At 41.9% G+C, this 25,141-nt stretch carries 25 protein-coding genes; 23 read left to right on the top strand and 2 right to left on the bottom strand.

The features are described 5' to 3' along the window. Window positions 1–2 precede the first annotated feature (2 nt). From hisS to der, 4 genes are all read left to right on the top strand, one after another. Entirely contained in the window at window positions 3–1,298 is a 1,296-nt protein-coding gene (gene hisS, locus FTU46_RS15155; RefSeq protein ID WP_180105271.1) for a histidine--tRNA ligase, read from the top strand. Between the two features lie 30 nt (window positions 1,299–1,328). Further along, window positions 1,329–2,027 (top strand): tetratricopeptide repeat protein, encoded by a 699-nt coding sequence (locus FTU46_RS15150; protein ID WP_005232125.1) that lies wholly within the window; start codon window positions 1,329–1,331, stop codon window positions 2,025–2,027. Then, the gene (bamB, locus tag FTU46_RS15145) at window positions 2,024–3,172 is read left to right on the top strand and encodes an outer membrane protein assembly factor BamB (protein ID WP_180002361.1); all 1,149 of its coding nucleotides are present in this window, start codon (window positions 2,024–2,026) and stop codon (window positions 3,170–3,172) included. The genes FTU46_RS15150 and bamB overlap by 4 nt, the downstream gene beginning before the upstream one ends. A 176-nt stretch (window positions 3,173–3,348) precedes the next feature. Next, entirely contained in the window at window positions 3,349–4,761 is a 1,413-nt protein-coding gene (der, locus tag FTU46_RS15140; protein WP_004782108.1) for a ribosome biogenesis GTPase Der, read from the top strand. 56 nt (window positions 4,762–4,817) lie between these two features. Here der and FTU46_RS15135 read toward each other — a convergent pair whose 3' ends face one another. Beyond that, on the bottom strand, window positions 4,818–5,387 hold the full coding sequence (locus FTU46_RS15135; RefSeq protein WP_159124108.1) for a hypothetical protein: 570 nt from the start codon (window positions 5,385–5,387) through the stop codon (window positions 4,818–4,820). A gap of 262 nt (window positions 5,388–5,649) precedes the next feature. Between FTU46_RS15135 and FTU46_RS15130 the strand changes: the two genes are divergently transcribed. After that, complete coding sequence (locus tag FTU46_RS15130; protein WP_180105275.1) at window positions 5,650–6,270, top strand: 4'-phosphopantetheinyl transferase superfamily protein; 621 nt, start codon at window positions 5,650–5,652, stop codon at window positions 6,268–6,270. A 25-nt stretch (window positions 6,271–6,295) separates the two neighbouring features. Here FTU46_RS15130 and FTU46_RS15125 read toward each other — a convergent pair whose 3' ends face one another. Continuing rightward, window positions 6,296–7,066: an SDR family oxidoreductase gene (locus tag FTU46_RS15125; RefSeq protein ID WP_180033786.1), complete on the bottom strand. Its 771-nt coding sequence runs from the start codon at window positions 7,064–7,066 to the stop codon at window positions 6,296–6,298. Window positions 7,067–7,155: 89 nt separating this feature from the next. Here FTU46_RS15125 and mazG point away from each other — a divergent pair, with 89 nt between their 5' ends. The 18 genes from mazG to FTU46_RS15035 all read left to right on the top strand — a co-directional run. Continuing rightward, window positions 7,156–7,968 carry a nucleoside triphosphate pyrophosphohydrolase gene (gene mazG / locus FTU46_RS15120; protein WP_180002356.1) on the top strand — a complete coding sequence of 271 codons (813 nt, stop codon included), beginning with the start codon at window positions 7,156–7,158 and terminating at the stop codon, window positions 7,966–7,968. After that, the gene (locus tag FTU46_RS15115; protein WP_159124105.1) at window positions 7,928–8,356 is read left to right on the top strand and encodes a ComEA family DNA-binding protein; all 429 of its coding nucleotides are present in this window, start codon (window positions 7,928–7,930) and stop codon (window positions 8,354–8,356) included. The genes mazG and FTU46_RS15115 overlap by 41 nt, the downstream gene beginning before the upstream one ends. Window positions 8,357–8,492: 136 nt before the next feature. After that, a complete protein-coding gene (gene pcnB / locus FTU46_RS15110) occupies window positions 8,493–9,968 on the top strand; it encodes a polynucleotide adenylyltransferase PcnB (RefSeq protein WP_179992367.1) in 1,476 nt (491 codons plus the stop codon). After that, a complete protein-coding gene (gene folK / locus FTU46_RS15105) occupies window positions 9,965–10,450 on the top strand; it encodes a 2-amino-4-hydroxy-6-hydroxymethyldihydropteridine diphosphokinase (protein WP_180105270.1) in 486 nt (161 codons plus the stop codon). The genes pcnB and folK overlap by 4 nt, the downstream gene beginning before the upstream one ends. A gap of 52 nt (window positions 10,451–10,502) precedes the next feature. Then, window positions 10,503–11,312, top strand: a complete 810-nt coding sequence (gene panB / locus FTU46_RS15100) for a 3-methyl-2-oxobutanoate hydroxymethyltransferase (RefSeq protein ID WP_180105269.1) — start codon at window positions 10,503–10,505, stop codon at window positions 11,310–11,312. A 1-nt stretch (window position 11,313) separates the two neighbouring features. Then, entirely contained in the window at window positions 11,314–12,162 is an 849-nt protein-coding gene (gene panC, locus FTU46_RS15095) for a pantoate--beta-alanine ligase (RefSeq protein WP_180002352.1), read from the top strand. An 18-nt stretch (window positions 12,163–12,180) separates the two neighbouring features. Further along, entirely contained in the window at window positions 12,181–13,032 is an 852-nt protein-coding gene (gene rapZ / locus FTU46_RS15090) for an RNase adapter RapZ (RefSeq protein WP_004782131.1), read from the top strand. Continuing rightward, window positions 13,029–13,298 (top strand): HPr family phosphocarrier protein, encoded by a 270-nt coding sequence (locus FTU46_RS15085; protein WP_034169914.1) that lies wholly within the window; start codon window positions 13,029–13,031, stop codon window positions 13,296–13,298. Before rapZ ends, FTU46_RS15085 begins: the two co-directional genes overlap by 4 nt. 2 nt (window positions 13,299–13,300) lie before the next feature. Continuing rightward, on the top strand, window positions 13,301–13,834 hold the full coding sequence (yjgA, locus tag FTU46_RS15080; RefSeq protein ID WP_005232100.1) for a ribosome biogenesis factor YjgA: 534 nt from the start codon (window positions 13,301–13,303) through the stop codon (window positions 13,832–13,834). Window positions 13,835–14,487: 653 nt separating this feature from the next. Further along, window positions 14,488–15,756, top strand: a complete 1,269-nt coding sequence (locus FTU46_RS15075) for a sensor histidine kinase KdpD (protein WP_180105268.1) — start codon at window positions 14,488–14,490, stop codon at window positions 15,754–15,756. An 86-nt stretch (window positions 15,757–15,842) separates the two neighbouring features. Next, window positions 15,843–18,593, top strand: a complete 2,751-nt coding sequence (gene glnE / locus FTU46_RS15070; protein WP_180105267.1) for a bifunctional [glutamate--ammonia ligase]-adenylyl-L-tyrosine phosphorylase/[glutamate--ammonia-ligase] adenylyltransferase — start codon at window positions 15,843–15,845, stop codon at window positions 18,591–18,593. Between the two features lie 24 nt (window positions 18,594–18,617). Next, window positions 18,618–19,544, top strand: a complete 927-nt coding sequence (locus FTU46_RS15065) for a branched-chain amino acid transaminase (RefSeq protein ID WP_180002350.1) — start codon at window positions 18,618–18,620, stop codon at window positions 19,542–19,544. A 394-nt stretch (window positions 19,545–19,938) separates the two neighbouring features. Then, the gene (locus tag FTU46_RS15060; protein WP_159124098.1) at window positions 19,939–20,709 is read left to right on the top strand and encodes a glycosyltransferase; all 771 of its coding nucleotides are present in this window, start codon (window positions 19,939–19,941) and stop codon (window positions 20,707–20,709) included. A gap of 21 nt (window positions 20,710–20,730) precedes the next feature. Next, window positions 20,731–21,474: a hypothetical protein gene (locus tag FTU46_RS15055; protein WP_180105266.1), complete on the top strand. Its 744-nt coding sequence runs from the start codon at window positions 20,731–20,733 to the stop codon at window positions 21,472–21,474. A gap of 2 nt (window positions 21,475–21,476) precedes the next feature. Next, on the top strand, window positions 21,477–22,286 hold the full coding sequence (locus tag FTU46_RS15050) for a glycosyltransferase family 25 protein (protein WP_257224666.1): 810 nt from the start codon (window positions 21,477–21,479) through the stop codon (window positions 22,284–22,286). 11 nt (window positions 22,287–22,297) lie between these two features. Then, complete coding sequence (locus FTU46_RS15045; RefSeq protein ID WP_180105264.1) at window positions 22,298–23,350, top strand: glycosyltransferase; 1,053 nt, start codon at window positions 22,298–22,300, stop codon at window positions 23,348–23,350. A gap of 5 nt (window positions 23,351–23,355) precedes the next feature. After that, complete coding sequence (locus FTU46_RS15040; RefSeq protein WP_180105263.1) at window positions 23,356–24,318, top strand: glycosyltransferase family A protein; 963 nt, start codon at window positions 23,356–23,358, stop codon at window positions 24,316–24,318. A gap of 161 nt (window positions 24,319–24,479) precedes the next feature. After that, the coding region (locus FTU46_RS15035) for an IS5-like element IS17 family transposase (RefSeq protein WP_180105262.1) at window positions 24,480–25,141 on the top strand (662 nt) is incomplete at its 3' end.

Raw genomic sequence — 25,141 nt, 5'->3', positions numbered from 1 at the left:
TCATGAGTTCAATCGTCGCAATCAAAGGTTTTAATGACATTCTCCCAACGCAAACCCCAGCTTGGAGACGTCTTGAACAGCATCTGTCAGGTCTGATGGATGCCTATGGCTATCAACAGATCCGTTTGCCGATAGTTGAACAGACCAATCTGTTTAAACGTTCAATCGGTGATGCCACAGATATCGTTGAAAAAGAAATGTACACCTTCCTGGACAAAGGTAATCCGCCTGAGTCTCTGACTTTACGTCCTGAAGGAACAGCGGGCTGTGTACGTGCGATGCTGGAACATAACCTGCTTCGTGGTGCGACCCCGAAAGTCTGGTATATCGGACCGATGTTCCGTTATGAAAAACCGCAAAAAGGCCGTTACCGCCAGTTTCACCAGTTTGGTGTGGAAACATTTGGTGTGGCAACGCCTGATCAGGATGCAGAACTGATCCTGATGACAGCACGTCTATGGAAACGTATGGGTGTGGCTGACAAGGTGCAGTTGGAGCTAAATACTTTGGGCGAGTCTGATGAACGTGCAGCGTATCGTGCGGCGCTGGTAGACTTCCTACAAGCGCATAAAGCGGATCTGGATGAAGATTCTCAACGTCGTCTGACGACTAATCCGCTGCGTATTCTGGATTCCAAAGATGTCAAAACTCAAAGTATCCTAGAAAATGCACCAAAACTTCACGACTTTATGGGTGAAGAAACACTGGCGCACTTTAACCAGTTACAACAGTATTTGTCAGATGCCGGTATCAGCTTTGTCATCAATCAGAAACTGGTACGTGGTCTGGACTACTACAACAAAACCGTATTTGAATGGACTACGACTCATTTAGGTTCGCAAGGTACTGTGTGTGCCGGTGGTCGTTATGACGGCTTAGTCGGTCAATTGAAAGGCAAGGCAGATCAATCTGTGCCTGCAGTTGGTTTCGCGATGGGGATGGAGCGTTTATTGCTTCTACTGGAACAGGTTGAAGACAATACGCCAGTACGTGATTGCGAAGTATTCCTGGTTGCCGATCCTGCTTCTCAAGGTAAAGCACTGGTATTGGCCGAACAGATTCGTGATCAATTGGAAGCTGCAGGCAGTAATATTCGTCTGAAAGTCGGCTCTCAGGGTTCAATGAAATCGCAAATGAAAAAAGCCGATCAGGCCGGTGCTTTATATGCAGCCATTATCGGTGAGCGTGAGCTGGAAGCACAAAGCTTTACGGTGAAAGAGCTGGCGACTGCAGAGCAATCTACTGTGCCATTTGCAGACTTTGTCGCATTTTTCAGTACTAAAATTTCTTCAAAATAATCGATAAAACATTAGGAAAAAGGTAATCGCATGAGCGCAATGACTGATGATGAACAACTTGAAAGTTTAAAATCCTTCACGAAGAAGTATGGTTCTTCGATCATTATCGGGATTCTGGTTGCGCTGATTGCCTTTTTCGGATGGGAATATTGGCAGAAGAAAAACCTGGCGGAATCGCAAATGCAGACTGCCAAGGTTCAGCAACTGATGGATGAAGCACAGGCTGCAGATGGTGATGCTTTTGCCAAGCTATCTGAAACTGCAGACAAGATTGTCAAAGAAGCGCCAGATTCAGCTCAAGCGATTCAAACCCAGTTGGTCATGGCGAAACTGGCTTATGACAAGCAGGATTACGCTGCCGCTGAGAAAGCATTACAAAAAGTTGAAAACTCTAAAGTTGATGATAAAGGCCTGGTTCAGGTCGTTAAATTGCGTCTGGCTTATGCACAATTAGCACAGAAAAAATATGATGCAGCCCTGAAAACTTTGGATGCAGTGACTGAACCTGCATTTAAAGCAACCGCCGATGAAGCACGTGGCGATATCTATGTTGCCAAAAATGATATTGAAAATGCCAAAAAAGTATATCAAAGTGCATGGGATGCTTTGATTGAACGTAAAGAAGAACGTCAAATTTTACAAATTAAGCTCGAAAGCGTAGGCGTGTTGGTCGATGACCCGGAAATCGAACGCCCAATTATAGAAACACAAGTGGAAGAAGCTGAATGAACAGAACATATAAAATCACCTGTGCTTTAACTGTTTTAACTCTTGCACTCGCTGGCTGTGCGGGTAAGACCAATAAAGTACCAGAAGTAAAACCGAATCCACTTCCAAAAATCAGTCAGACTAAAACACTTGTTCCTGTATTTTCGACCAGTGTTTCTTCAACAGAGAAGGCTGATCCGCTACGTTTACGTCTGGATGCGGATAACGGAGTCGTATTTGCGATTGACCCTAAGGGTGAAGTCACTGCTTTTAATGGCAAGCAGCGCCTGTGGCAGAAAAAAGTCAGCAAAGATACTTTAAGCTCTGGCGTTGAAGCCGCTGATGGGATTGTGGTGGTTGGCAGCAACAAAGGTCAACTGATCGCACTGGATCAGCAGACTGGCGAACAACGCTGGACTGCACAATTGACTGGTGCCATCTTGGCGCCTTCACTGATTCATGCAGGTCGCGTAATTACTGTCACTAATGACGGTACTGTATATGCCCACGAAGTGGCTTCAGGCGCTCAGGTCTGGACCTATGATTTACCGAATGTCCAGTTTAGCCTGCGTGGCATGGCGGCTCCGGTGCCTTTAGACGCGCGTAATGTATTGATTGCGACTTCAAATGCTTATATTTATGCAATCGATGCCTTAAGTGGCGTGCCTAAATTACAGCGTCGTGTTGCGATCTCGGATGGTCGTTCGGACATTCAGCGTTTGATCGATATTGACGGTGATCCTGTCGTAGCAGGTCAGTTTATTGTGACCACCAGCTATCAAGGTCAGGTGACTGTATTTGATCTGGCTTCACAACAGGTGATCTGGAGTGAAGATGCCAGCAGTATCCAGCGTCCGGAAGTGGTGGGCAATGGCGTCTTCGTTGCCCAAACCGACGGTAAAATCAGCGCTTATGAAATTACCACTGGTCAGCCTTTATGGGAAAATGATCAGTTGTTGAATCGTCAGCTGAGCAATCCGGTAATGCTCGGAACTGAGCTTGTCGTAGGTGATCTGGACGGAGTATTGCACCTGCTGGATCCATCAACAGGGCAGATTATTGGCCGTGCTAAAACTTCTGGTGAAGTGCGTCATTTACGTGTAATTGACAACCAGCTCTATGTTTCGACTCGCAAGGGTGCATTAAGCATCTGGCAGAATCGTTAATTTTTGTTTGGCTTATGCTAAAATAAGCCAACCGTATTTTTTACGCGGGGTGATTGAATGTTCAATGCCCCGTGTTTTTATTTATTTTAGGCTTTAATCCTATTCCCTTTTTCTTCCAAAACTTTCTGATGTTCAGGCCATTTTTAGACAGCCTGATATTGAATAAAGGTTAATCTATGAAACCCGTAATTGCGCTCATTGGTCGTCCGAACGTCGGAAAATCAACTCTGTTTAACCAGATAACCAAGAGCCGTGACGCATTGGTGGCAGACTTTGCAGGTCTGACACGCGACCGTAAATATGGTGATGCGATCTATCAAAACAAATCTTTCATTGTCGTGGATACTGGTGGTATCGGTGAAAATGAAGGCGGTATTGACTCCTACATGGCTGAGCAGTCTAAAACTGCGATCCATGAAGCCGACATGATCATTTTTGTGGTCGATGCACGTGCCGGACTACTGGCATCTGATGAACAGATCGCTCGTGAACTGCGTACTTTGGGCAAGAAAGTTTTCCTTGTAGCTAACAAAGTTGATGGCGTACATGCTGAAGCTGCTCTGGTCGAGTTTTATAAACTCGGTATGGGCGAGCCTATGCAAGTGGCTGCTAGCCACGGCCGTGGCGTACAGCAAATGCTGGAAGAAGTACTTGAAGATGTGCCTGAAGATGAAAGCCCAGAAGAACATGACAAGAATACTGGCCTGCGTCTTGCAATTATTGGTCGTCCAAACGTAGGTAAATCAACACTGGTAAACCGTCTATTGGGTGAAGAGCGTGTTGTGGCGTTTGACCAGCCAGGTACAACGCGTGACTCGATCTATATTCCTTTTGAGCGTGATGGTCGTCAATACACCCTGATTGATACCGCTGGGGTACGCCGTAAAGGTAAGGTTGATGAAATGATTGAGAAATTCTCAATTGTGAAAACTTTACAGGCGATGAAAGATGCACATGTAGTTGTGATCGTGGTAGATGCCCGTGAAGGGATTGTAGAGCAGGACTTACACCTGATCGGTTATGCACTGGAAGCTGGCCGTGCCATGGTGATTGCGATCAATAAATGGGACAACATGTCCGAATATGATCGTAAACAATGTAAGCTCGATGTAGAGCGTCGTTTTGACTTTATTCCTTGGGCGAAAATCCACCTGATTTCTGCGCTACATGGTACAGGTGTCGGTGAGATGTATCCATCGATTCACCGTGCTTATGATTCTTCACATCTGAAAGTATCACCAGCGAAGCTGACTCAGATCCTGAATGATGCCACTGAAGCGCACCAACCGCCTACTGTACAAGGTCGTCGTATTAAGATGCGTTATGCGCATATGGGCGGACAGAATCCACCTACTATCGTGGTTCATGGTAATAAGGTAGATAAGACACCTGCAGATTATCGCCGTTACTTGGAAAATGTATTCCGTAAAGTGTACAAGCTTGAAGGTACACCAGTAAAAATTGAATTTAAAACCTCAGAAAACCCATTTGAAGGTCGCAAGTCACAGCTGGATGAACGTACTGCTGCGCGTCGCCGTCGTTATGTACAGAAATTTAAGAAAGCCGAGAAAAAATTTAAACGTGGTTAATTGTCATATTTAAATAAAAAAGCCTGCAAAAGCAGGCTTTTTTATTTATTCATATTTTAGATTGAGCATTTTTTTGCTTTTTGATAAATACGGATATTTTCAAGATTAGCTAAAGCTACGTCAGCATCGGCTTGAGAAGCAGCAATATTATTTTGATTGTTATTGCCAGTAAAAGCATTGGTAATTTCAGTTGCGCGCGCAACTGTTTGTGATTGACCTGCAAAAGCAGATAATGCACCACTTGCAATACCTGCCAATTTAGAAACAGGATTATTGGCTTGAGCATTCGCCTGGTTAAGTGCATTTTGACTTGCTTCTAAGGTACGTTCAAAACTGCGCGCTTCTACTGCCAAATCTGTACAATCTAAACCTTTTAAGTATGTTGTTGAGTAGACACCGTTATTTTGATTTGAAGCATTATTATAATTAGAAGCATAGGCACGGTCTGCACGTGCAACAGCAGCATTCGCCTGTGCACGGCTGCGCTCCATATTTGCTTCAGCCTGATCCATGATGGCGCCGTTTCTAGCTCCCATAACTGCAGTAGCAGCTTCTAGCCAGGAGCCAGCTTGTGTTGAAAATGATAGTGCAGCAATTGTCGTACTGAATATGATTCGCTTAAACATATGACCCTCTGTTTTTCTATGTATAAAATTGTAGCTGGATTGTAACTATTTTTTATTCGATTAAAAATAGCTTGAAAGCTCAATTATTTATTTTGATTTACAGTATATTTTATTGTTTTAATTAAGTTTTATTAAAATATATTTTAAGATATTACCTATAGTTTGTCAGAGAGGCAATCAGGTTGATTTATACTGAAGGCCTTAAAAGTAACATTTTTTATAAGGGCGACTATTTTTGAAGTCTATTATTCATATTGATTGGATCGCGCTGGCACCACGACTTAGACATTTACAAGACTTAGATCGGAAAACCTATATTCAGCAGCGTAAACAATTAATTTATAACTATCGTAATCAGTTGCTAGCTGCACATTTAGGTTGTGTTATTGACCAGCAGGACTTTACTACAACCGAATACGGCAAGCCTTATTTTCCAGCCCATCCAGACTTTGGTTTTAATCATACCCATAGCCAAAACTTCTATGCATTAGCAACAAGCAAAAGTATTCAGAATTTGGGGATCGATATCGAAGAACTTAATCGAAATGTACGTTTTGAAGCCCTAGCCCAACACGCTTTTCATCCTGAAGAGCTGAAACAGTGGCAGGCATTGGGTTATGATCCTGAATACTGGTTTAAAGTCTGGACCACCAAAGAGGCGGTCCTAAAAGCGTCAGGCCTTGGAATCCGGATAAACCTGAATGAGCTGAATACCCAGATTCATCCATATCAGGATGGAGGACGTTGTGAACATCCAGAAATTGGAATTTATGCCTATCAAAACTATATCTTAGCGGGTTGCATGCTCACTGTGGCCTGGCAAAGCGAGCATTCCTGTAAAGGCCTAAGATTTCCAACGATTCAGATTCATCAAGCTGTTTAAAAGTAGAGTAAGCCCAAAATATTTCTTATTGTTTGGCAATCATTAAATTACTCAGCCGGTTAACGAACTGTGGACTCATTCGAGATAAGTGAAATAAAAACTTACTCTTGAATCCGACTGGATGATGGGTCACTTGCCAAATTGAATCTTTTAGCTGTGCCAGTTTGAAAATATCCTGCGCTACATCCTCAGCTTTTAGATGCACGCCCATTTTTTTGATACTTTCGGCCTGCATATCTTTCACCATTGCAGTGCTAACAAAAAGCGGCATCACATCAAATACCCGAATGCCATATTTTTGCCATTCGATATCTAGTCCTTCAGTCAAACCACGAACCGCAAATTTGCTGGTTGCATAGGAAGCCAGATCCGCTTGGCCATAAATCGCCGATGCTGAAGACAGGTTAATGACCCGGGCAAAGGAAGCCTGCTTTAAGTAGGGTAAAGCAGCATGACAGCCATTCAGGACGCCTTTAATATTCACGTCAAGGGTGCGATGGTGATTAGTAATATTCGTTTCTTCAAAAGGACCGGAATATAAAATCCCGGCATTATTTACCAGAATATTGATTTCACCGGCCCAAGATGCGAATTCAGATAGAGTAGTTTCCCATGATGCATAATCGGTTACATCCAGAAAGCCAGCTTTGGCATGTTCACCGAGTTGCTGGGCCAATTGTTCTGCCTGTTCAAGATTAATATCATAAATTCCGACTTTATAACCTTGCTGGTAAAATAGCCTGGCTGTCGCGGCACCAATTCCTTGTGCTGCACCACTAATCAATATACTGTGCATGTGCTTGATCTCCTTATTGTCTTTTTTTCTTGAGCATAGCAAGAAACAGGCAAAATAATGCGGCTATTTGGTAAAGAAGAGGTTTTACGGTGGAACAATTACTCCAAGTCATGCGTGAGTTACGTGAAAAATGTCCATGGGATCAGCAACAGACTCCCGAATCTTTAACCAAATATGCGATTGAGGAAGCCTATGAAGTTGAAGCAGCAGTGCGCTCTGGCCAAGCTGATGAGGTGCGGGATGAACTGGGTGATTTGCTGTTACAGGTCGTATTTCAGTCACAAATGTATAGCGAGCAGGGCGCTTTTGATTTTCACGATGTAGTTCAGGCGATTACGGATAAGCTGATTCGTCGTCATCCGCATGTATTTCAGGCTGAACAGTTTGCACAGCTGAGTCCTGAAGATGTCTCGGTACTCTGGAAAGAAATCAAGCAGAAAGAAAAACAGGGTAAGCCACGTTCACGTTTGGATGAGACCAAGCATGCACCTGCACTGCAACAGGCGGATGAGATCCAGAAAAATGTCGCCAAAATCGGCTTTGACTTTCCAGATGTCGCGGGTGCCTATGGCAAGCTGGAAGAAGAACTGGCTGAACTCAAAGAAGCCGTTGCTGGACAAAATTCCGATGAAATACTCGAAGAATTTGGAGACTGCTTATTTTCACTGGTGAATGTTGGTCGTAAACTTGGTGTCTCAAGCGAGATGGCATTATTGGGCACGATCCATAAATTCCGGACTCGCTTTGCCCTGATGGAAGATCGGGCAGAACAACAGCAACTCAATCTGGAAAGCCTGTCATTGGCTGAATTGGATCAGCTCTGGGAACAGGCCAAATTAGAATTAAAACAAAGAGCCGCTCATGAACAAAGTACAACATCGCATAGGTCCAGCATGGATTAATACTGTCCTGCTAGGCATTTGGCTGGCCTATACTTCAATTGGAACAGTACATGCAACTGCAACCGATTATGCAGAATGGAAAGTACGTCAGCAGCAGCATGATGCACGCCTGAAGAAGAAAATTGCTGCTGCTACCCCCGTTTCTGAAAACAATCATTATCTGGCTAAACCTGCATTATCCGCCTCTTCAGCTGCTGATAAAATCAGTCTGAATCAGGCCAGTATTGAGCAGTTACAGCAGTTAAATGGCATCGGGCAGAAGAAAGCGGAAGCGATCATTGAATACCGGCAGAAAAACGGTAAATTTAAAACAATTGAAGATATTCAACAGGTCAAAGGCATCGGGCCGGCCTTATTTGCCAAAAACAAGGATAAACTGGCTTTGTAACCCTGCTGAATTTATTGTAAATAAGCCATCCATCTGAACCATGAGAATGACATAATCAAATTGCCCTTTAGCGGTGTAAGCGATATGATTAGCGTCATCTTAGAATTTTACGTTCAGACGTAGGAGACAGCGTCTTTTGCAAACTTTGCGCGCGTCAAAATGTGGTTTATCAACCGCTCAATTACCTTCTTATATTCTCGATGTGATTGATGCCTTAACCAAGGCAGGCTATGAAGCTTATATCGTAGGTGGTGGTGTCCGGGATCTGATGCTGGGTTTAAATCCCAAAGATTTCGATGCAGTGACCAATGCTACACCAGCTCAGGTTAAAGAAGTGTTCGGACGGCGTTGTCGGATTATCGGACGACGTTTCGAGCTGGCGCATGTCTATTCGGGCCGTGAACTGGTTGAAGTGGCAACTTTCCGTGCGCCTCCTAAAAAAGCGGTGACCTCTGCAGCAGGGATGATCCTGCGCGATAATAACTGGGGCACCATTGAGCAGGATTTTGCTCGTCGAGATTTTTCGATCAATGCCATGTATTACCAGCCACGCAAAGGTATCGTGCTGGATTTTTGCAATGCAGTAGATGATATTAAACACAAAACGCTGCGTTTACTGGGTGATCCGACTCTAAGATTTGAGGAAGATCCGGTCCGGATGCTGCGAACTTTACGTTTTGCAGCCAAACTCAATTTCAGTATTGATAAAGCCATTCTGGATATTTTCACTCCGGAAATGACCCAGCTTCTACGTGATGTGTCTCCACACCGTCTCTATGATGAATCGCAAAAGCTATTCACTATGGGACATCTGAATCGTGTGATGCCAATGCTGATCGATTTTGGCATCTGGCGTCAGCTGTTTGCCGATATCAAGCCAAACATTACTGCATTTATTGAACTGGCAGCGAAAAATACCGATCAGCGTATTTCGATTGGCAAGACCATCAATCCGGCTTTCTTCTATGCGGTATTGTTGTGGCAACCGTTCCTAGAGCGCTGTGATTTTTATCTGTCTAAAGGGGTGGTGCCTGCGGAAGCACGTGCGCAAGCAGGACTGGATGTACTGAAACGTCAGGCTACCCGTACTGTGATTCCACGCTTTGCGGAAACTTTCATTCGTGAAGTCTGGGAAATGCAAACCCGCTTGCTCAATCCAAAACCGCAACAGATTGAAGCATTATCAGGTCATGCACGTTTCCGTGCCGGCTTTGACTTTTTGTTGCTGCGTGAAAAATCAGGCGATGAAACTGCACAAGGTATGGGAAGCTGGTGGGAAGCCTATCAGCAAATGGGCAGCGATGAAAAAGAGCGTGCCATTGCCCAATATAACCGTCAGCGTGCCAAGAGCCGTCGCAAGGCTTCTCAGGAAGAACATCTGGAACAGCGTCTGGCTGCACAAGATGTAGTAACTGAGATTGAACCTCTGGTGAATGAGCCGGAACCACGTAGCCGTCGTGCGCGTAAAGCCAAATTTGAGAATGAGCGTAGCAAACCGGTTTCTCATGTGGCGGCCAGTGCCAGCGGCGACATTGGTGCAGACCATCCAATTACCAAGCGTAAACGGGTGCAGCGTGATTTAAGCCAGGTTATTTTTGGGCCTACACAATGACAGTGACCTATATCGGTTTAGGAAGTAACCTGGGCGATTCACGCCAGATTCTGGCTGAAGCCGTGCAAAAGCTGGCAAGTTTGGGACAGGTCAAAACCTCGCATCTATACCAAAGCCCACCTATGGGGCCACAAGATCAGCCGAATTATTTTAATGCTGTCGTACAGTTAATTACGGATCTGGCACCGCTGGATCTGCTGGATCGTCTGCAAGCCTTCGAACAGGAGGCTGGGCGTGTGCGTCTACGTCATTGGGGTGAACGTACCTTGGATCTGGATCTGCTTATTTATGGTGATGAACAGATTCAAAATGAACGGTTAACCGTACCGCATGTGGGCGTGCTGGAACGTGACTTTGTATTGGTGCCATTACTGGATATTGATGCCAACTTGCAGCTGAATGGAAACACATTAAAAGACCTGGACATTGTCAAGCAATCAACCTTAACGGTTTTTGACCACACGAATTGGGCAAATATTTAATTTTTAATTATTGGCATGTTCGAGAGAACTTCAATAATAGAGGAACATCTTCATGATCAGTCTCAGTGATTTAAGACGATATAAAGCGGAAGGACGCAAATTTTCTTGCCTGACTTGCTATGACGCCAGTATGGCCAAAGCCATGGAAATTGCTGAAGTTGATAGTATTCTGATTGGCGACTCTTTGGGTATGTCGATTCAGGGACGTGATTCAACCTTGCCTGTGACTGTAGAAGATATGGCTTACCATACCGCAGCGGTACGCCGTGGCAATCAGCATGCACTGATTATGACTGATTTGCCATTTATGAGTTATGCCACTCTGAATGATGCATTACAAAGCTCAAAAACGGTGATGCAGGCCGGTGCACAAATGGTCAAGATGGAAGGTGGTGCCTGGTTGGCGGAAACCGTTCAGGTTCTAACCCGTAACGGGATTCCAGTCTGTGTTCACTTGGGTCTCACTCCGCAGTCGGTTCATGTCTTTGGTGGCTATAAGCTACAGGCCCGTACCCGTGAAGCGGCCGATCAACTGGTTGCTGACTGTAAGGCAGTGGTTGAAGCCGGTGCAGCAGTGTTGTTACTGGAATGTGTGCCTGCACAATTGGGTCAGGAAATTACTGAACTTTTCCCACATATTCCAGTGATTGGTATTGGAGCAGGGGCAGCCACTGATGGCCAGGTATTGGTCGTTCAAGACATGCTTGGTCTAACCTTTGGCCATACCGCGAAATTTGTACGTAACTTTATGAAAGAACAGTCTGGTGCGACTGCAATTCTGGATGCATTTAAAGCCTATCATGCGGCTGTTTTAGATGGTTCATTCCCAGCACCTGAACAAACATTCCAAGTCGAGTTGTAACATGAAAACAGAAACAACCATCCAAGGATTATCTGCTTCGCTCAATCCTGCACGTTCTGCGCGTAAAATTATTGGTTTTGTCCCGACCATGGGCAACCTGCATCAGGGGCATCTGAATCTGGTGCGTGAGGCGCGTAAACTGTGTGATGTCGTTGTTGTGAGTATTTTCGTTAATCCGATCCAGTTCGGACCTAATGAGGATTTTGATAATTATCCACGTACTTTAGAGCAGGATCAGCAGTTACTGGCAGATGTGGGTTGTGACATTGTCTTTGCCCCAACTGTAGAGCAGATGTATGGTAACAAGCCACGTCTGACCAATATCAGTGTATCTGGTATCACCAATGATCTATGTGGCTTACAGCGTCCAGGTCATTTTGATGGTGTGGCGGTCGTGGTGACCAAATTATTTAATATTGTTCAGCCTAACTATGCTTTCTTTGGTCAGAAAGACTATCAGCAACTGGCTGTGATCCGTCAGTTTGTTCAAGACCTGAATATTCCACTGGAAGTGATTGGTGTGCCGATTGCTCGTGCTGAAGATGGTCTGGCACTTAGTTCGCGTAATGGCTATCTAAGCGAGCAGGAACGTGCAACAGCACCAGTCATTTTCCAGAGTCTGAAAACTGCTGAGCAGCAGTTACATGCAGGTAAAACTTTGGAGGAAGCACTGGCAGGTATCCGTCAGACTTTGACAGATGCAGGTCTGGTAATGGACTATGTAGAAGCCCGTACACCGGAATTGCAGAAAATTGATGAATTTAATCAGGATGTCGTGATTCTGATCGCGGCGAAATTAGGGAAAACTCGTCTGATTGATAATCTGCAGATCAAATATGCAGCTGGATAAGTAAAAGGATCGTAAGGCATGAAGCGCATTTTAATTGTGACAGGACAATCTGGCTCAGGTAAATCTTCTGCATTGCAGGTACTTGAAGACTTGGGTTATTACTGTATTGATAATCTGCCTTTGGCCTTACTTCCTGAAATTGTGGCGAAGCTGGACTGTGAAAATAATCTGGAACAGTTGGCGCTTGGGGTGGATGTACGTAGTACCCGTGCAGATTTGCAGGAATTCGACCATGTGTTTGAACAGCTGCAACAGCATGGTACGGTGGATGTCATCTATCTGACCACGCAGGATCAGGAGCTGATTGCCCGTTTTAGTGCATCACGCCGTCCGCATCCTTTGGCTGCCCGTTTCAAGAGTCTGCATCAATGTATTCAGGAAGAAAAAGTCCTGCTGATGCCAATCCAGCTCCGCTCTACAGTGCATATCGATACCACCGATAAAAGCGTACATGATCTGAAACATACCTTGCTGTACAAGCTGGGGCAGACCGATAACCTGATTGTGATTCTGCAATCTTTTGGCTATAAGCATGGCATTCCTTTAGATGCTGACTATGTTTTTGATGTCCGTCATTTGCCGAATCCGCATTGGGAACTGGAACTGCGTAAATATTCAGGCCTGGATCAGCCGGTACAGGAATTCCTGGAAAAAAGTGATCAGGTCGAAGACATGTTCCAGGATATTTATCACTTTTTAGACAAATGGTTGCCGACCTTTGCTGAGGGTCATCGTCATTATATGACCATCTCGATTGGTTGTACTGGCGGCCAGCATCGTTCTGTTTATATTGTGGATAGACTAAAAAAAGCGCTTGAGGCAAAATGGTCTATTCAAGTCCTCCACCGAGAAATGAAGCACTGGTCATGATTGATACGACTGTTGACGTAATTAATAAACTAGGTTTACATGCGCGTGCATCAGGTAAACTCATTGAAGTTACCACCAAATTTCGTTCCAGTATCCAGATTGGCAAATCGGACAAATTGGTTGATGCCAAAAATATTATGTCCTTGCTGATGCTTGGTGCGGGCAAAGGAACAACTTTACGCTTGGTGATTGAAGGTGCAGATGAGGAAAAGGCCTTATCTGAAATTCAGGCACTGTTTGCGGCAAAATTTTATGAGGCAGATTAATCGTGGCACGTCGACCGAGCAGTTTAACTGAAGAAGACTTTGAATCTTTAGAGGGACGCGCAAGTAAAACCGAACAGAAAAAAGCAGTTCAGCGTATGGCTGCTTTAGGCGCACAGTTGGCAGAACTGAGTGCGAAACAAATTAAAAATTTACCCGTTGAAGAACGTCTGATTGAAGCTTTGCTGGATGTCCAGCAAATCAGTTCACATGAAGCACGCCGTCGTCAATTTTCACGTATTGGTAAATTACTTCGTAATGAAAATGAAACCGTGATTCTGTCTTATCTGACTCCGAAACAGGGTTTGAAAAAGACAGCACAATTGCAGCGTTGGGTTGACCGTATCGTGAAAGATGGTGATCCTGCAATTAATGAATTTACCAAAACCTATAATGCGACAGAACGTCATACCTTACGTCAGCATTATTTACGTGTGCATCGTGATCTAAAAAATCAGGCACCGGAAGAAGAAGTGGCAGCCTCAAAGCAAAAGCTGTTTAACTATGTGCAGCAAGTTGCCCTCATATCAGATAACTGATTGTAAACTGAATTAAAGAAAAGCGACATTTTGTCGCTTTTTTATTCACTCTAATTAATTTTTATTTTCCATGAAAATTCAAGAATGTTCCTATAAGTCATTGTTAACTGTAAAAAAATGTAAACTTTTAATATTTTTGATTACGTAAAAAATTGGTTTTAGTGCATAAATAAACTATTTAAATCACTCAATATTTTATGATTATTAAGAATATTTAAAAAATAGAAATAAATTTAGGGCAAATTAATATTATTGGCGATCTATTTTTTCAGAAGGTGACAATAAGCATTTTCTATATATTTGAAAATTCAAAAGCTTTTATTTACCTAAAGATCAGAAGAAAAATGAGCTGTTTTTATCTTCCTCGGATTTCAGAACTCAGATGATATTGAAACAATTTGAAATGAATTGAGGAATTTCAAATAATTATATGTAATTTTTTATAAGAGGAATATTTTCTCAAGTAATTCTTAATATTTAAATATCAAGGTATTGAAGCTATCAATGTATCTTTAGAGAAATAAGTTAACAAATCCTTTGGTCGATAAATGAGATTTTAACGTTGAGTAAATATAGAATCTTTGTTATTGATTGTATTAATTTAGTCGGTTGTAATTTTTATTCTATATTCCATAACATCCAGAGAGGCAGACATGGAACTAAAACTGCTAGAGATCGGTCAGAATACGGAGCAGTTAAGCTCGTGCCGTATATCTCTCATTTTAGGTGTCTATACCTCTGACAATTTATTAGACACCTTCTGTAAGGTCGCCCGTAAAGTACTCGGCGTTAAGACCTGTATCATCGGATTCCATATGGAACCCTATATCTGGTACAGCTGTCCGCTCGGTTTTCGCGGTTTGCACGTACCACAGAATGTGGACATCCCTAAATATCTACAAGAAATGGATGTGATCGATCAAAATCATCCTGCATATGTAGAACTATCAGATCATGTGAACAGCCTTGGCGTAGTCCATCAGCGGCTCGTAGCATTCAATTTGAAATCAGCCCAAGGACAGTCTTTGGGGCAGGTGGTTTTCTTTGACGATCAGACTGAAGTATTTGATCAGGAAGCTATTATTATCGTCCAGCAATTTGCTGAATCTTTAGTAAAACGAGTTAAACTGAATGAGGAACATGCACAGCTGAAAGAGTTATACGAACAGCAATGTGCACAAAACTTCAGTAAAACCAAATTCTTCCAAATTATTGCTCATGACCTGCGTGCACCTTTCCATGGTCTGTTAGGCTTCTCGGAAGTGCTGGCACAGGAACGTGACACTCTGGATGAATCCAGTATCCAGAGTATTTCTGATTATTTATATGATACGGCTCAATCGACGTATAACTTGTTAGAAAGTCTGTTGACCTGGGCGATGGCTGAGGGTGGACGTTTTGTTTATCATCCGATTAATTATGAATTAAAACAGTCCACTAAAATTGTCTGTGATGTACTGAAAAGTCTGGCGTTGAAAAAGAATATTGAGCTGATTGACCAGGTTTCTGAAGATATCAAGGTGCATGCTGATATCAATATGATTACTTCGGTCTTGCAGAACCTGGTATCGAATGCGCTGAAATTTACTCCAGTTGATCAGGGTGGCCAGGTGATTCTGGCTGCTGAAATGGAAGGTGAGCAAGTCAAGATTACTGTTCAGGATACTGGTCTCGGTATGACTAAAGAGCAAATGGAAAATCTGTTTAGACCTAATCTCACAGTGAGCTTAAAAGGCACAGACAATGAGAAAGGCGCAGGTCTGGGTCTGGTACTGTGTAAGCGTTTTGTAGACCTGAACCATGGACAGATTGTCGTAGATTCTAAAGAAGGCTCTGGAACCACCTTTACTGTGCATTTACCTAAAGTGACCAATGATCATCAGGCATTGGTACTTGAAGACCTGCATACTGAAAAGTCCTGAAAATCATAAATTTCTATTAAAACCGTTCCCACTCGGCCTGAACTCCTGCTATAACTAAATAAAAGTTTTGAGGGAATCACCGAGTGATGGACGCGGTACAATTGCAGAAAACCTTAAGAGCCAGTCAGTATGCAGAACAGGTATTGGCCAATCATCAAGATCTATTGAATCAGGATTATGCAATTGATCAGTTTCAGGGATCACTCGGCACTGAACAGATTCAAAATTTAATTCAGGCCAATTTATTAAATATCAGTGATGAAACCATGTGGATGCGTAGTTTACGTATTCTGCGTGCTCGCCTGATGTTCCGCTGGATCTGGCAGGATGCCAATCAACTCACCGATGTCATCACACTGACCCGCGAGCTGTCTGATTTCGCTGATGCCTGTATCTGTGCTGCCAAAGAGTTTGCCCGTATTCCCCTAGTCGCTAAATATGGTCAGCCAATTGGCTATAACGGTAAAGTTCAAGATCTTATTGTTATTGCGATGGGCAAGCTGGGCGCTCAGGAACTTAACCTTTCCAGTGATATCGACCTGATTTTTGCCTTTGATGAACAGGGTGAAACGGATGGACGTAAATGCATTGACGTTCAGCAATTTTGTATTCTGTGGGGACAGAAGCTGATCTATCTACTGGATCATATTACTGCTGAAGGTTTTGTATTCCGTGTTGATATGCGCTTGCGTCCTTGGGGTGATGGTTCCGCTCTGGCCATCAGTCATGCCGCATTAGAAAAATATCTAAGCCAGCATGGTCGAGAATGGGAACGTTATGCCTGGATTAAAGCCCGCATCGTTAATCCGAGTCCAGAAGGTGATGAACTGCTGGACATGACCCGTCCTTTCGTCTTCCGTAAATATGTCGATTACAGCGCTTTCGAAGCGATGCGTGAAATGAAAGCAATGATTGAGCGTGAAGTACAGCGCCGCAATATTGAAGACGATATCAAGCTTGGCGCAGGCGGGATCCGTGAAGTTGAATTTATAGTGCAGGTTTTTCAGCTGATTTATGGCGGAGCCAAGTTAGAGCTGCAAGACCGGCAATGTCTGGTCAGCCTGAATCATCTGGATGAGGCTGAACTGCTGGATGAACAGGCGGTGACTGACCTCGAAGATGCCTATTTATTCCTTCGTCGGGTAGAGCATGCTATTCAGGCGCTGCATGATCAACAAACCCAATGTTTGCCGACTGAGCCAGATTTACGTCAACGTATTGTGGATACTTTGGGCTTTTCAGACTGGTCCGCCTTTATGGAAGTGCTGGATCAAAAACGCGCTAAAGTGATTTACCAGTTTGAGCACTTGATCAAGGAAAATGGGCCAGAACCACAAGGTAAAAGTTTTTCTCAACTCGAACAACAGCTGAATGAAGTTTTAGATGATCATGCGAAAAATCTGGTACATGAATTCTGGCATGGACATGCCTTAAAAAAACTGCCAGCCAAAGCCATTCAACGTTTAAAAACATTTTGGCCTTATCTGATAGAGGCGATTCTAGAATCAGATAAACCACAAGTTGCACTGGTTCGCCTGATGCCATTGGTTGAATCAGTCATGCGTCGTACGGTGTATCTGGTGATGCTGATTGAAAGTAAAGGTGCTTTACAGCGTTTGGTAAAAATGGCGACTGTCAGCCCCTGGATCTGTGAGGAACTTACTCATTATCCTGTATTGCTGGATGAATTCCTGTCGATGGATTTTGAATTGCCTAAGCGTCAGGATCTGGAAGATAGCCTTCGTCAGCAATTGCTCAGAATCGAAATTGATCAGGTTGAAGACCAGATGCGGGTGCTACGCCTGTTTAAAAAATCCAATGTACTTGCGGTAGCGGCCAGTGATGTGTTGGCAGAAAGCCCTTTAATGAAAGTCTCGGATGCCTTAACAGATATTGCAGAAGTCTCAGTGAATGCTGCGCTGCATCTGGCTTATCAGATTGTGGCCAAACGACATGGTTTTCCGTTGGATGCAGAAGGGCAGCGCTGCTCAATAGAACATACGGCTTTTGCCGTCATTGGCTATGGCAAAGTCGGTGGCATTGAGTTGGGTTATGGTTCGGATCTGGATCTGGTCTTCATTCATTATATGGGTGAGCAGGCAGATACGGACGGTCTCAAGCCGATTAGCGGTTTTGAGTTTGCCATGCGTGTGGCACAGAAGTTTATGTCGCTCATGACCACACAAACACTGGATGGACGTGTCTATGAAGTCGATACTCGTCTACGTCCTTCTGGAGAAGCGGGGCTGCTGGTCACTAGCCTGAAAGCATTTGAGCAATATCAGTTGAAAAATGCATGGCTGTGGGAACATCAGGCCTTGGTGCGTGCACGCTCCATTGCCGGTGAAAATAGCTTGAGAGAGACATTTGAAGCACTACGTTGTAAGATTCTTACCCAGAAACGCGATATCTGTCATGTACGTAGTGAAGTTCTGAAAATGCGTCAGAAAATGAAAGATCATCTGGGTTCTTCCAAAGAGCAAAAAAAAGATGGGATTTTTCATTTAAAACAAGATGCAGGTGGTATCGTTGATATCGAATTTATGGCACAGTATGCGGTGTTAGCTTGGAGTGGGACGAATAAAGATCTCGCCCATTACTCCGACAATGTAAGAATCCTTGAGGATGCCGCAAAATCAGGTTGCTTATCCAGCGACGATGCGACTGCTCTGATTCAAGCTTATCTCCGTGAACGCGCCGAGAGCCATCGCTTAGCCCTTGCAAATCAATCCATGCAAGTGTCTGCAAGCGACTGGCACGATACCCGAAAGACCGTTTGCAAGTTATGGCAAAGACTGATTGATCCAAGTGCAGTATTTGCACTGGATAGTGAATAATTGTGAAAAATTGGAGTTTGTGGCATGAATTTGGCTGATCGTGATGGTTTCATTTGGCAAGATGGACAACTAGTAGACTGGCGTGAGGCGAAAACTCACGTATTAACACATACTTTGCATTACAGCATGGGTGTGTTTGAAGGTGTCCGTGCTTATGAAACCCCGAATGGAACGGCTATTTTCCGTCTGAAAGAACACACCAAACGTTTGCTCAATTCTGCAAAAATTTATCAAATGAAAGTTCCATTTGATCATGCAACATTAGAACAAGCTCAAATTGATGTGGTTCGTGAAAATAAATTGGCATCTTGCTATTTACGTCCAATTATTTTTATTGGCTCTGAAAAATTGGGTATTGCTGCTACTGACAATACTATTCATGCTGTAGTTGCAGCGTGGAGCTGGGGTGCTTACCTTGGTGATGATGCGATGGCGAAAGGTATTCGTGTAAAAACTTCATCATTCACACACCATCATCCAAACGTGACTATGTGTAAAGCCAAAGCATCTGGTAACTACACATTATCGATTCTTGCTCACCAAGAAGTGGCACATTCTGGTTATGACGAAGCAATGCTGCTTGATCCGCAAGGCTATGTATGCCAAGGTTCAGGCGAAAACGTATTCCTGGTACGTGATGGCGTAATTCATACTCCAGACATCGCTGGTGGCGCATTAGACGGTATTACACGTCAATCGATTATTACCATTGCTAAAGATCTTGGTTATGAAGTGGTAGAACGCCGTATTACCCGTGACGAGTTCTATATTGCAGATGAAGCATTCTTTACTGGTACTGCAGCTGAAGTCACACCAATCCGTGAATATGATGACCGTCAAATTGGTGAAGGGGTACGTGGTCCAATTACGACTCAAATCCAGAAAGCCTACTTTGATGCGGTTCAGGGTAAAGACCCTAAATATGCACACTGGTTAACTTATGTAAAATAAGTTAAATCTATGAAAAAGGGACTCATTTGAGTCCTTTTTTTATTTTAGTGACTCTTTCTCAAAATATTAAACTATTAGGTTGTTAGGTAGAGAAGCCAATAAATTGCAGAAAAAATGACGACTCTCATATTTTGGAAAGTTATATATTCACTATAAAAATAAACGAATAAGCGTAACGAACAACTAAAATTAGTGTTGCTCTATACTTATCATTCAAATATGAACTTTATTTTGATATAAGTTGCTGGAAAAATATTCAATTCTTGTGATGAAAAAATGAAGATTATATTTCTTCATGAGATTTGCGGTAAACTGTGCAGAAATGAAAAGCAATAGGTTCGGTAAGTACCAGTAATGGTATGATACTGATATTGCATAGGTGGATGATGGGTGCATGAACGCAAAGCAAAATGACCTTAAGACTCAGAGTGAACAGTCACCTGAACAAAATATTGTGATCTGTATGAAATGGGGCACAAAATATGGGTCTGAATATGTCAATCGTCTTTACAATATGGTGAAGCGACACACAACCGTTGATTTTCAAATGGTGTGTTTAACTGACCGTACTGAAGGGATTGATCCAAATGTGCAATGCTTTTCTATTCCACCGTTGGCTTTGCCAGAAGGGGCGCCAGAACGTGGCTGGAATAAGCTGTCTACCTTTGAACCTGATCTCTATGGTTTAAAAGGAAATGCTTTATTTTTAGATCTGGATGTGGTGATTGTCGATAATATTGATGAATTCTTTACACATCCGGGTGAGTTTCTGATTATCCATGACTGGAAACGACCATGGCGTATTACGGGTAATAGTTCAGTTTATCGCTTTAAGCTCGGAGCTTTTCCTGGTCTTTTGCCATATTTCCGCGAACACTTTGATGAAATCCGTCAAAAATTCCGTAATGAGCAGGCTTATCTTTCTTGGTATGTAGACCAGGAGAAGAAACTTGGTTATTGGCCGGATAGCTGGTGCAAAAGTTATAAATACCATTGCCTACAAAAAATTCCGATGGCTTATTTCAAACCGCCAGTAAAGCCTGAGGGCGTAAAAATTATTATTTTCCATGGGGAGATTAACCCACCTGATGCCATTAATGGTGGTGGTGGTAAATGGTATCGCTATGTGTTGCCATCCCAGTGGATCAAGGATGCTTGGCAGTAATTCAAATTAAATGGTTTAAACATGCCCGTAAGAAAGAAAAGTAAGTTTGAACAATGGTTTTCATTTAGCCGACATCAGCGTCGTTTTGGCGCAGATAAAGTCTATGCTCAGCTTGAGGGCGTAGATATTGAACAACTGAAAAATGAAGTTATTATCGGTGATCAAATCCGGTATACGCATGGTTCAGCGAAAGATTTAAATGAGCATATTGAACAACTTAAACATGAGTTTGTTGGTCAACCGGCATTAAGTCATTATCATGCAAGCCTTATTGTTTTGATTCGGCGTGAAGTAGATGTCGAAGAAAATTTTGAAAAATTTAAAGCATTATGGATGAATGAGCGAGATTTTTTGCTCAAGACTTTAAATATTCGATGGTTAATATCAGCATGTGATACTTTTTTAGATTTGCACGATGATATCGCACTTAAAGCGACATTAATGAATGCAGTTGTGTTGATTAATACATTGAAATTACAAGAAACTGAACGTTATTTATGTGATCAGTCTACGGTAGTGTGTGAATTAAAGCGGGATCGGTTACCACAAGAACGTGTAACATTATTTGATGGAACTTCAGCATTCATTGTAGGGACTGATGATACATTACGAAATATGCGTTGGCGTTTAGATCAAATTTGCAAGATACATCCACTTGGAGTGATAGTTTTAGAAATATTCGATCGATTACAACATGAGGAGAACAATACGGTTTATTTAAGATTTAAGAAACAACATACGCGTGAAAAGACACGTTGGTGGTAAAAATGGAAATATTAATTATTAATTTACCTAAATCTAAGGAACGGCGTGTCTTTCAAGAACAACAATTTTTAAAAGTTGGTCTACAACCTACTTTTTTACAAGCCGTATCAATAGATCAGATTTCAGAAGAGCAATTTAATGCAGAAGCTTTTGGGTGGCAGCGGCCATTAAAAAAAGTAGAGTTAGCATGCTTTCTAAGTCATAAAAAAGCATGGCAACAAGTTTTAGAGTGTAATCAACCTGTTCTTATTCTAGAAGATGATGCTGTGGTTGTAAGCAATATTGCGCAGCTTCTAAAAGATATACAATCTCAAACCTTAAATTTACAACCTGATTTGATTAACCTCGAAGTTAGAAGTCGTAAAAAGATTGTAGGCAAAAAGCCGGCTTGTTATTTAAATAATTCAGGATACAAATTATTAGACTTGTTCCAAGAGAGAACAGGAACAGGAGGCTATATATTGTTTCCGACAGGTGCACAAAAACTATTAGAAAAAGCAAATCATTTTGCTGCTGCTACGGCAGATGCTTTTATTTTTAGTACATATAGTTTAAATGCTTATCAGGTTGAACCGGCTGCGTTGATTCAAGAAGATCAAATGATTGCATACGGATTGTCGGATACTGAGCATTTTGAATCAACAATCGGTCGTTCAGAGCATTTTAAACCTGAATATGCCTCTTTTAATGAAAAGTTTAAATTTAAACAGCGACGTTTAGCTGGGCAAATTGCAATGGCATTTAGATATATCCAAGTAATAGCTAAAGCTGAAAAGCGATTTATTAAGTTAGATAAAAAAGATTTTATATAAGATTGTAAGAAATGAAGAAGAAAGTTGTTTTAGCTATTTTTACTTTACAAGGGAATGGTGCTGAACGTTTTGCTTTAACCTTGGCAAAAGGTTTAATAGATGCTGGGCATGAAGCTCATATTGTACACTTTAAAAATATAATTGATTTACCTATACCTGAAGGGGTTAATCTGCATTTTTTTGACTATCAGAAATATCGCCTAATTCCAAAAAGTTTACGTCCAAAATGGGCAGCTAAAGCATTTGATCGATTTGTCTTAAAAAAGATTGGTACACCAGATCTTGTGCTTTCAAATTTATTTCCTGTCGATTTTATATTGTCAAAAAGTCGACTACCGAATATTCATTTAGTGATTCATAATACTACTAGTCTCGAATATGGGGAGAGACTGAATAAGTTAAAGAATCAACTTGCCCAAGTTTATCTATCGAAACCTTGTGTAGCTGTTAGTCAGGGGGTTGAGAAAGATTTTCGGGAAGTTTTTGGTTCTGAAAGTCGAATTACTACTATTTATAATCCGATTGATATTGAGCAAGTAGTTTCAACGGCCAATGAATATCTGCCAGATATTGATGAACCATATATTGTAAATGTAGGAAAGTTTAAGCAACAAAAACGACATGACATTTTAATTAAAGCTTATGCCCAAGCAGATATTAAAGAAAAGTTAGTTTTAGTCGGTACAGGAGAGTTGTTAGAATCCTCTAAGCAATTAGTCAAAGATTTGAAAATTGAAAATAAAGTAATTTTTACAGGTTTTAAAAAGAATCCATATCCATATATTAAACATGCCAAATTTATGGTAGTTTCTTCAGATTTTGAAGGGTTTAGCATTGCAATTTTAGAGGCCTTAGCTCTAGGAACACCAGTAATAAGTACAGATTGTCCATCTGGCCCGAGGGAAGTGCTTCCATTGCGTCATTTGGTTCATGTACAGGATGTAGATGAGCTTGCTTTAAAAATACAACAGGTTAGTAAGGATATTAGTGATTTTACCTCCTTACTAGATCAAAAATTTCTAATAAAAGCCGCTGTAATGGCTTATTTGAACTTGAGTGAATAGAATTAATGAGTTCGAGTCATCCTTATGTATTGTCTATTATTATTCCGGTTTATGGGGTAGAAAATTATATTGAAGCATGTATTGCATCTTTATTGCCGCAATTAGGAGCAGAAGTAGAATGTATTGTGGTGAATGATGGGTGTAAAGATCGTTCGATGGAGGTATTACAAGCTTACTTAGATAATCATCCGTATGATGCTCATATTCGTATACTTAACCAGGAAAATCAGGGATTGAGTATGGCACGTAATAATGGGTATAAAATTGCCCAAGGTAGCTATATAGCATTTTTAGACTCAGATGATTATGTCGAACCAAATTTTGTAGCTCGTATCTTGCAGGCAATTGAACAAGAACCTGGAATCGATCTTATTCACTTTAATGCCCATATGGAAACAAGACTACAAAAAATAAAGCCTTTGATCTTGGTCGATAAGACAAGTTTGATTAAAGCTGATTCTCAATATCTACAACATATATTTCATAAAAATAAATGGTATGCTTGGTTGCGAGTATATAAAACAGAAATATTATTAGATTTTCAGTTTCCTAAAGGCTATCTCTATGAAGATATGCTGTCTATTCCCTTCTTATATCGGGAAGGGATGACTATTTTAGAGATTGCAGAACCGTTATTAACTTATCGTTATCGCCCCACAAGCATTACCAATTGCCAAATTAATATGAAGCAATTGAATAGTCTGGAATATGGTGTTCAGTTATATCGACAACAGCGCGATTTGGCACATTTTCAAGAAGTTTATCTTCATTTAATTTTAGGATTATTCGAAAGTTATTTGAAGCTGGGTTTTAAGGCATATGCGGCATTTATTCAACGTATTTTGAATGATCTTCCATATTTATATGACAAGTTACAAGAACTACATTGGAAAAAAAGACTAATGTTACGCTGTCCTAAGCTATTTTATTGGTGGAAAAATTGGTTAGGTTTTCGATCTTATAATTAGATTGTTTTTAAGTTTTGGCCTATCTAGGAAGGGTAAGATTTATATAAATTTTTTTATTAACCTTTAATTTAATAACTTAATAAAATGATCGGCCATTGTATCTAAACGGCTTTGTTGCACAAACCTATCTGTAAAGGCTTTTTCAGCGATATAATTTTCAAATGAAGAAGCCTACACACAAAATCTACCGCACAACCAATTGGCCCGCATATAACCGAGCACTCATGAGTCGCGGAAATATTGCCATTTGGTTTGATCCTGCTACGCAATGGTATGCTCCATCAAAAGGCAAACAAGGGCGAAATCAAACCTACTCCGACGCAGCTATCCAATGCTGCTTAATGATTAAATCCTTATTCCGTCTATCTTTACGTATGGTTACTGGCTTTGTGCAAAGTCTGATTGAACTTTGCGGATTAAATTGGACCGCACCAGATTACAGTACGCTTTGTAGAAGACAAAAGCATATTGATATTGCAATCAGCTACCAAAAAAGTAGCGATGGGCTGCATCTACTCGTAGACTCTACAGGCATGAAGTTTCTAGGTGAGGGTGAATGGAAACGCAAGAAACATGGAGCTGAATATCGTCGCCAATGGCGTAAACTACATATTGGTATAGATGCCAAAACCCTACAAATACGCGCTATTCAGCTCATAACCAATAATGTCAGTGATTCACAGGTGCTTGGTGATCTACTTAATCAGATTCCACAAGATGAGCAGATTGACTCTGTTTATACCGATGGAGCTTATGACACCAAGCAATGCCGTCAGGTCATTGCAGATCGGCAAGCACATGCGGTGATTCCACCTAGAAAAAA

Source organism: Acinetobacter sp. YH12108, assembly GCF_013419055.1.
Taxonomy (GTDB): Bacteria; Pseudomonadota; Gammaproteobacteria; order Pseudomonadales; family Moraxellaceae; genus Acinetobacter.
Note: the sequence above shows the minus strand (reverse complement) of the source record. Positions and strands in the feature narration are given on the sequence as shown.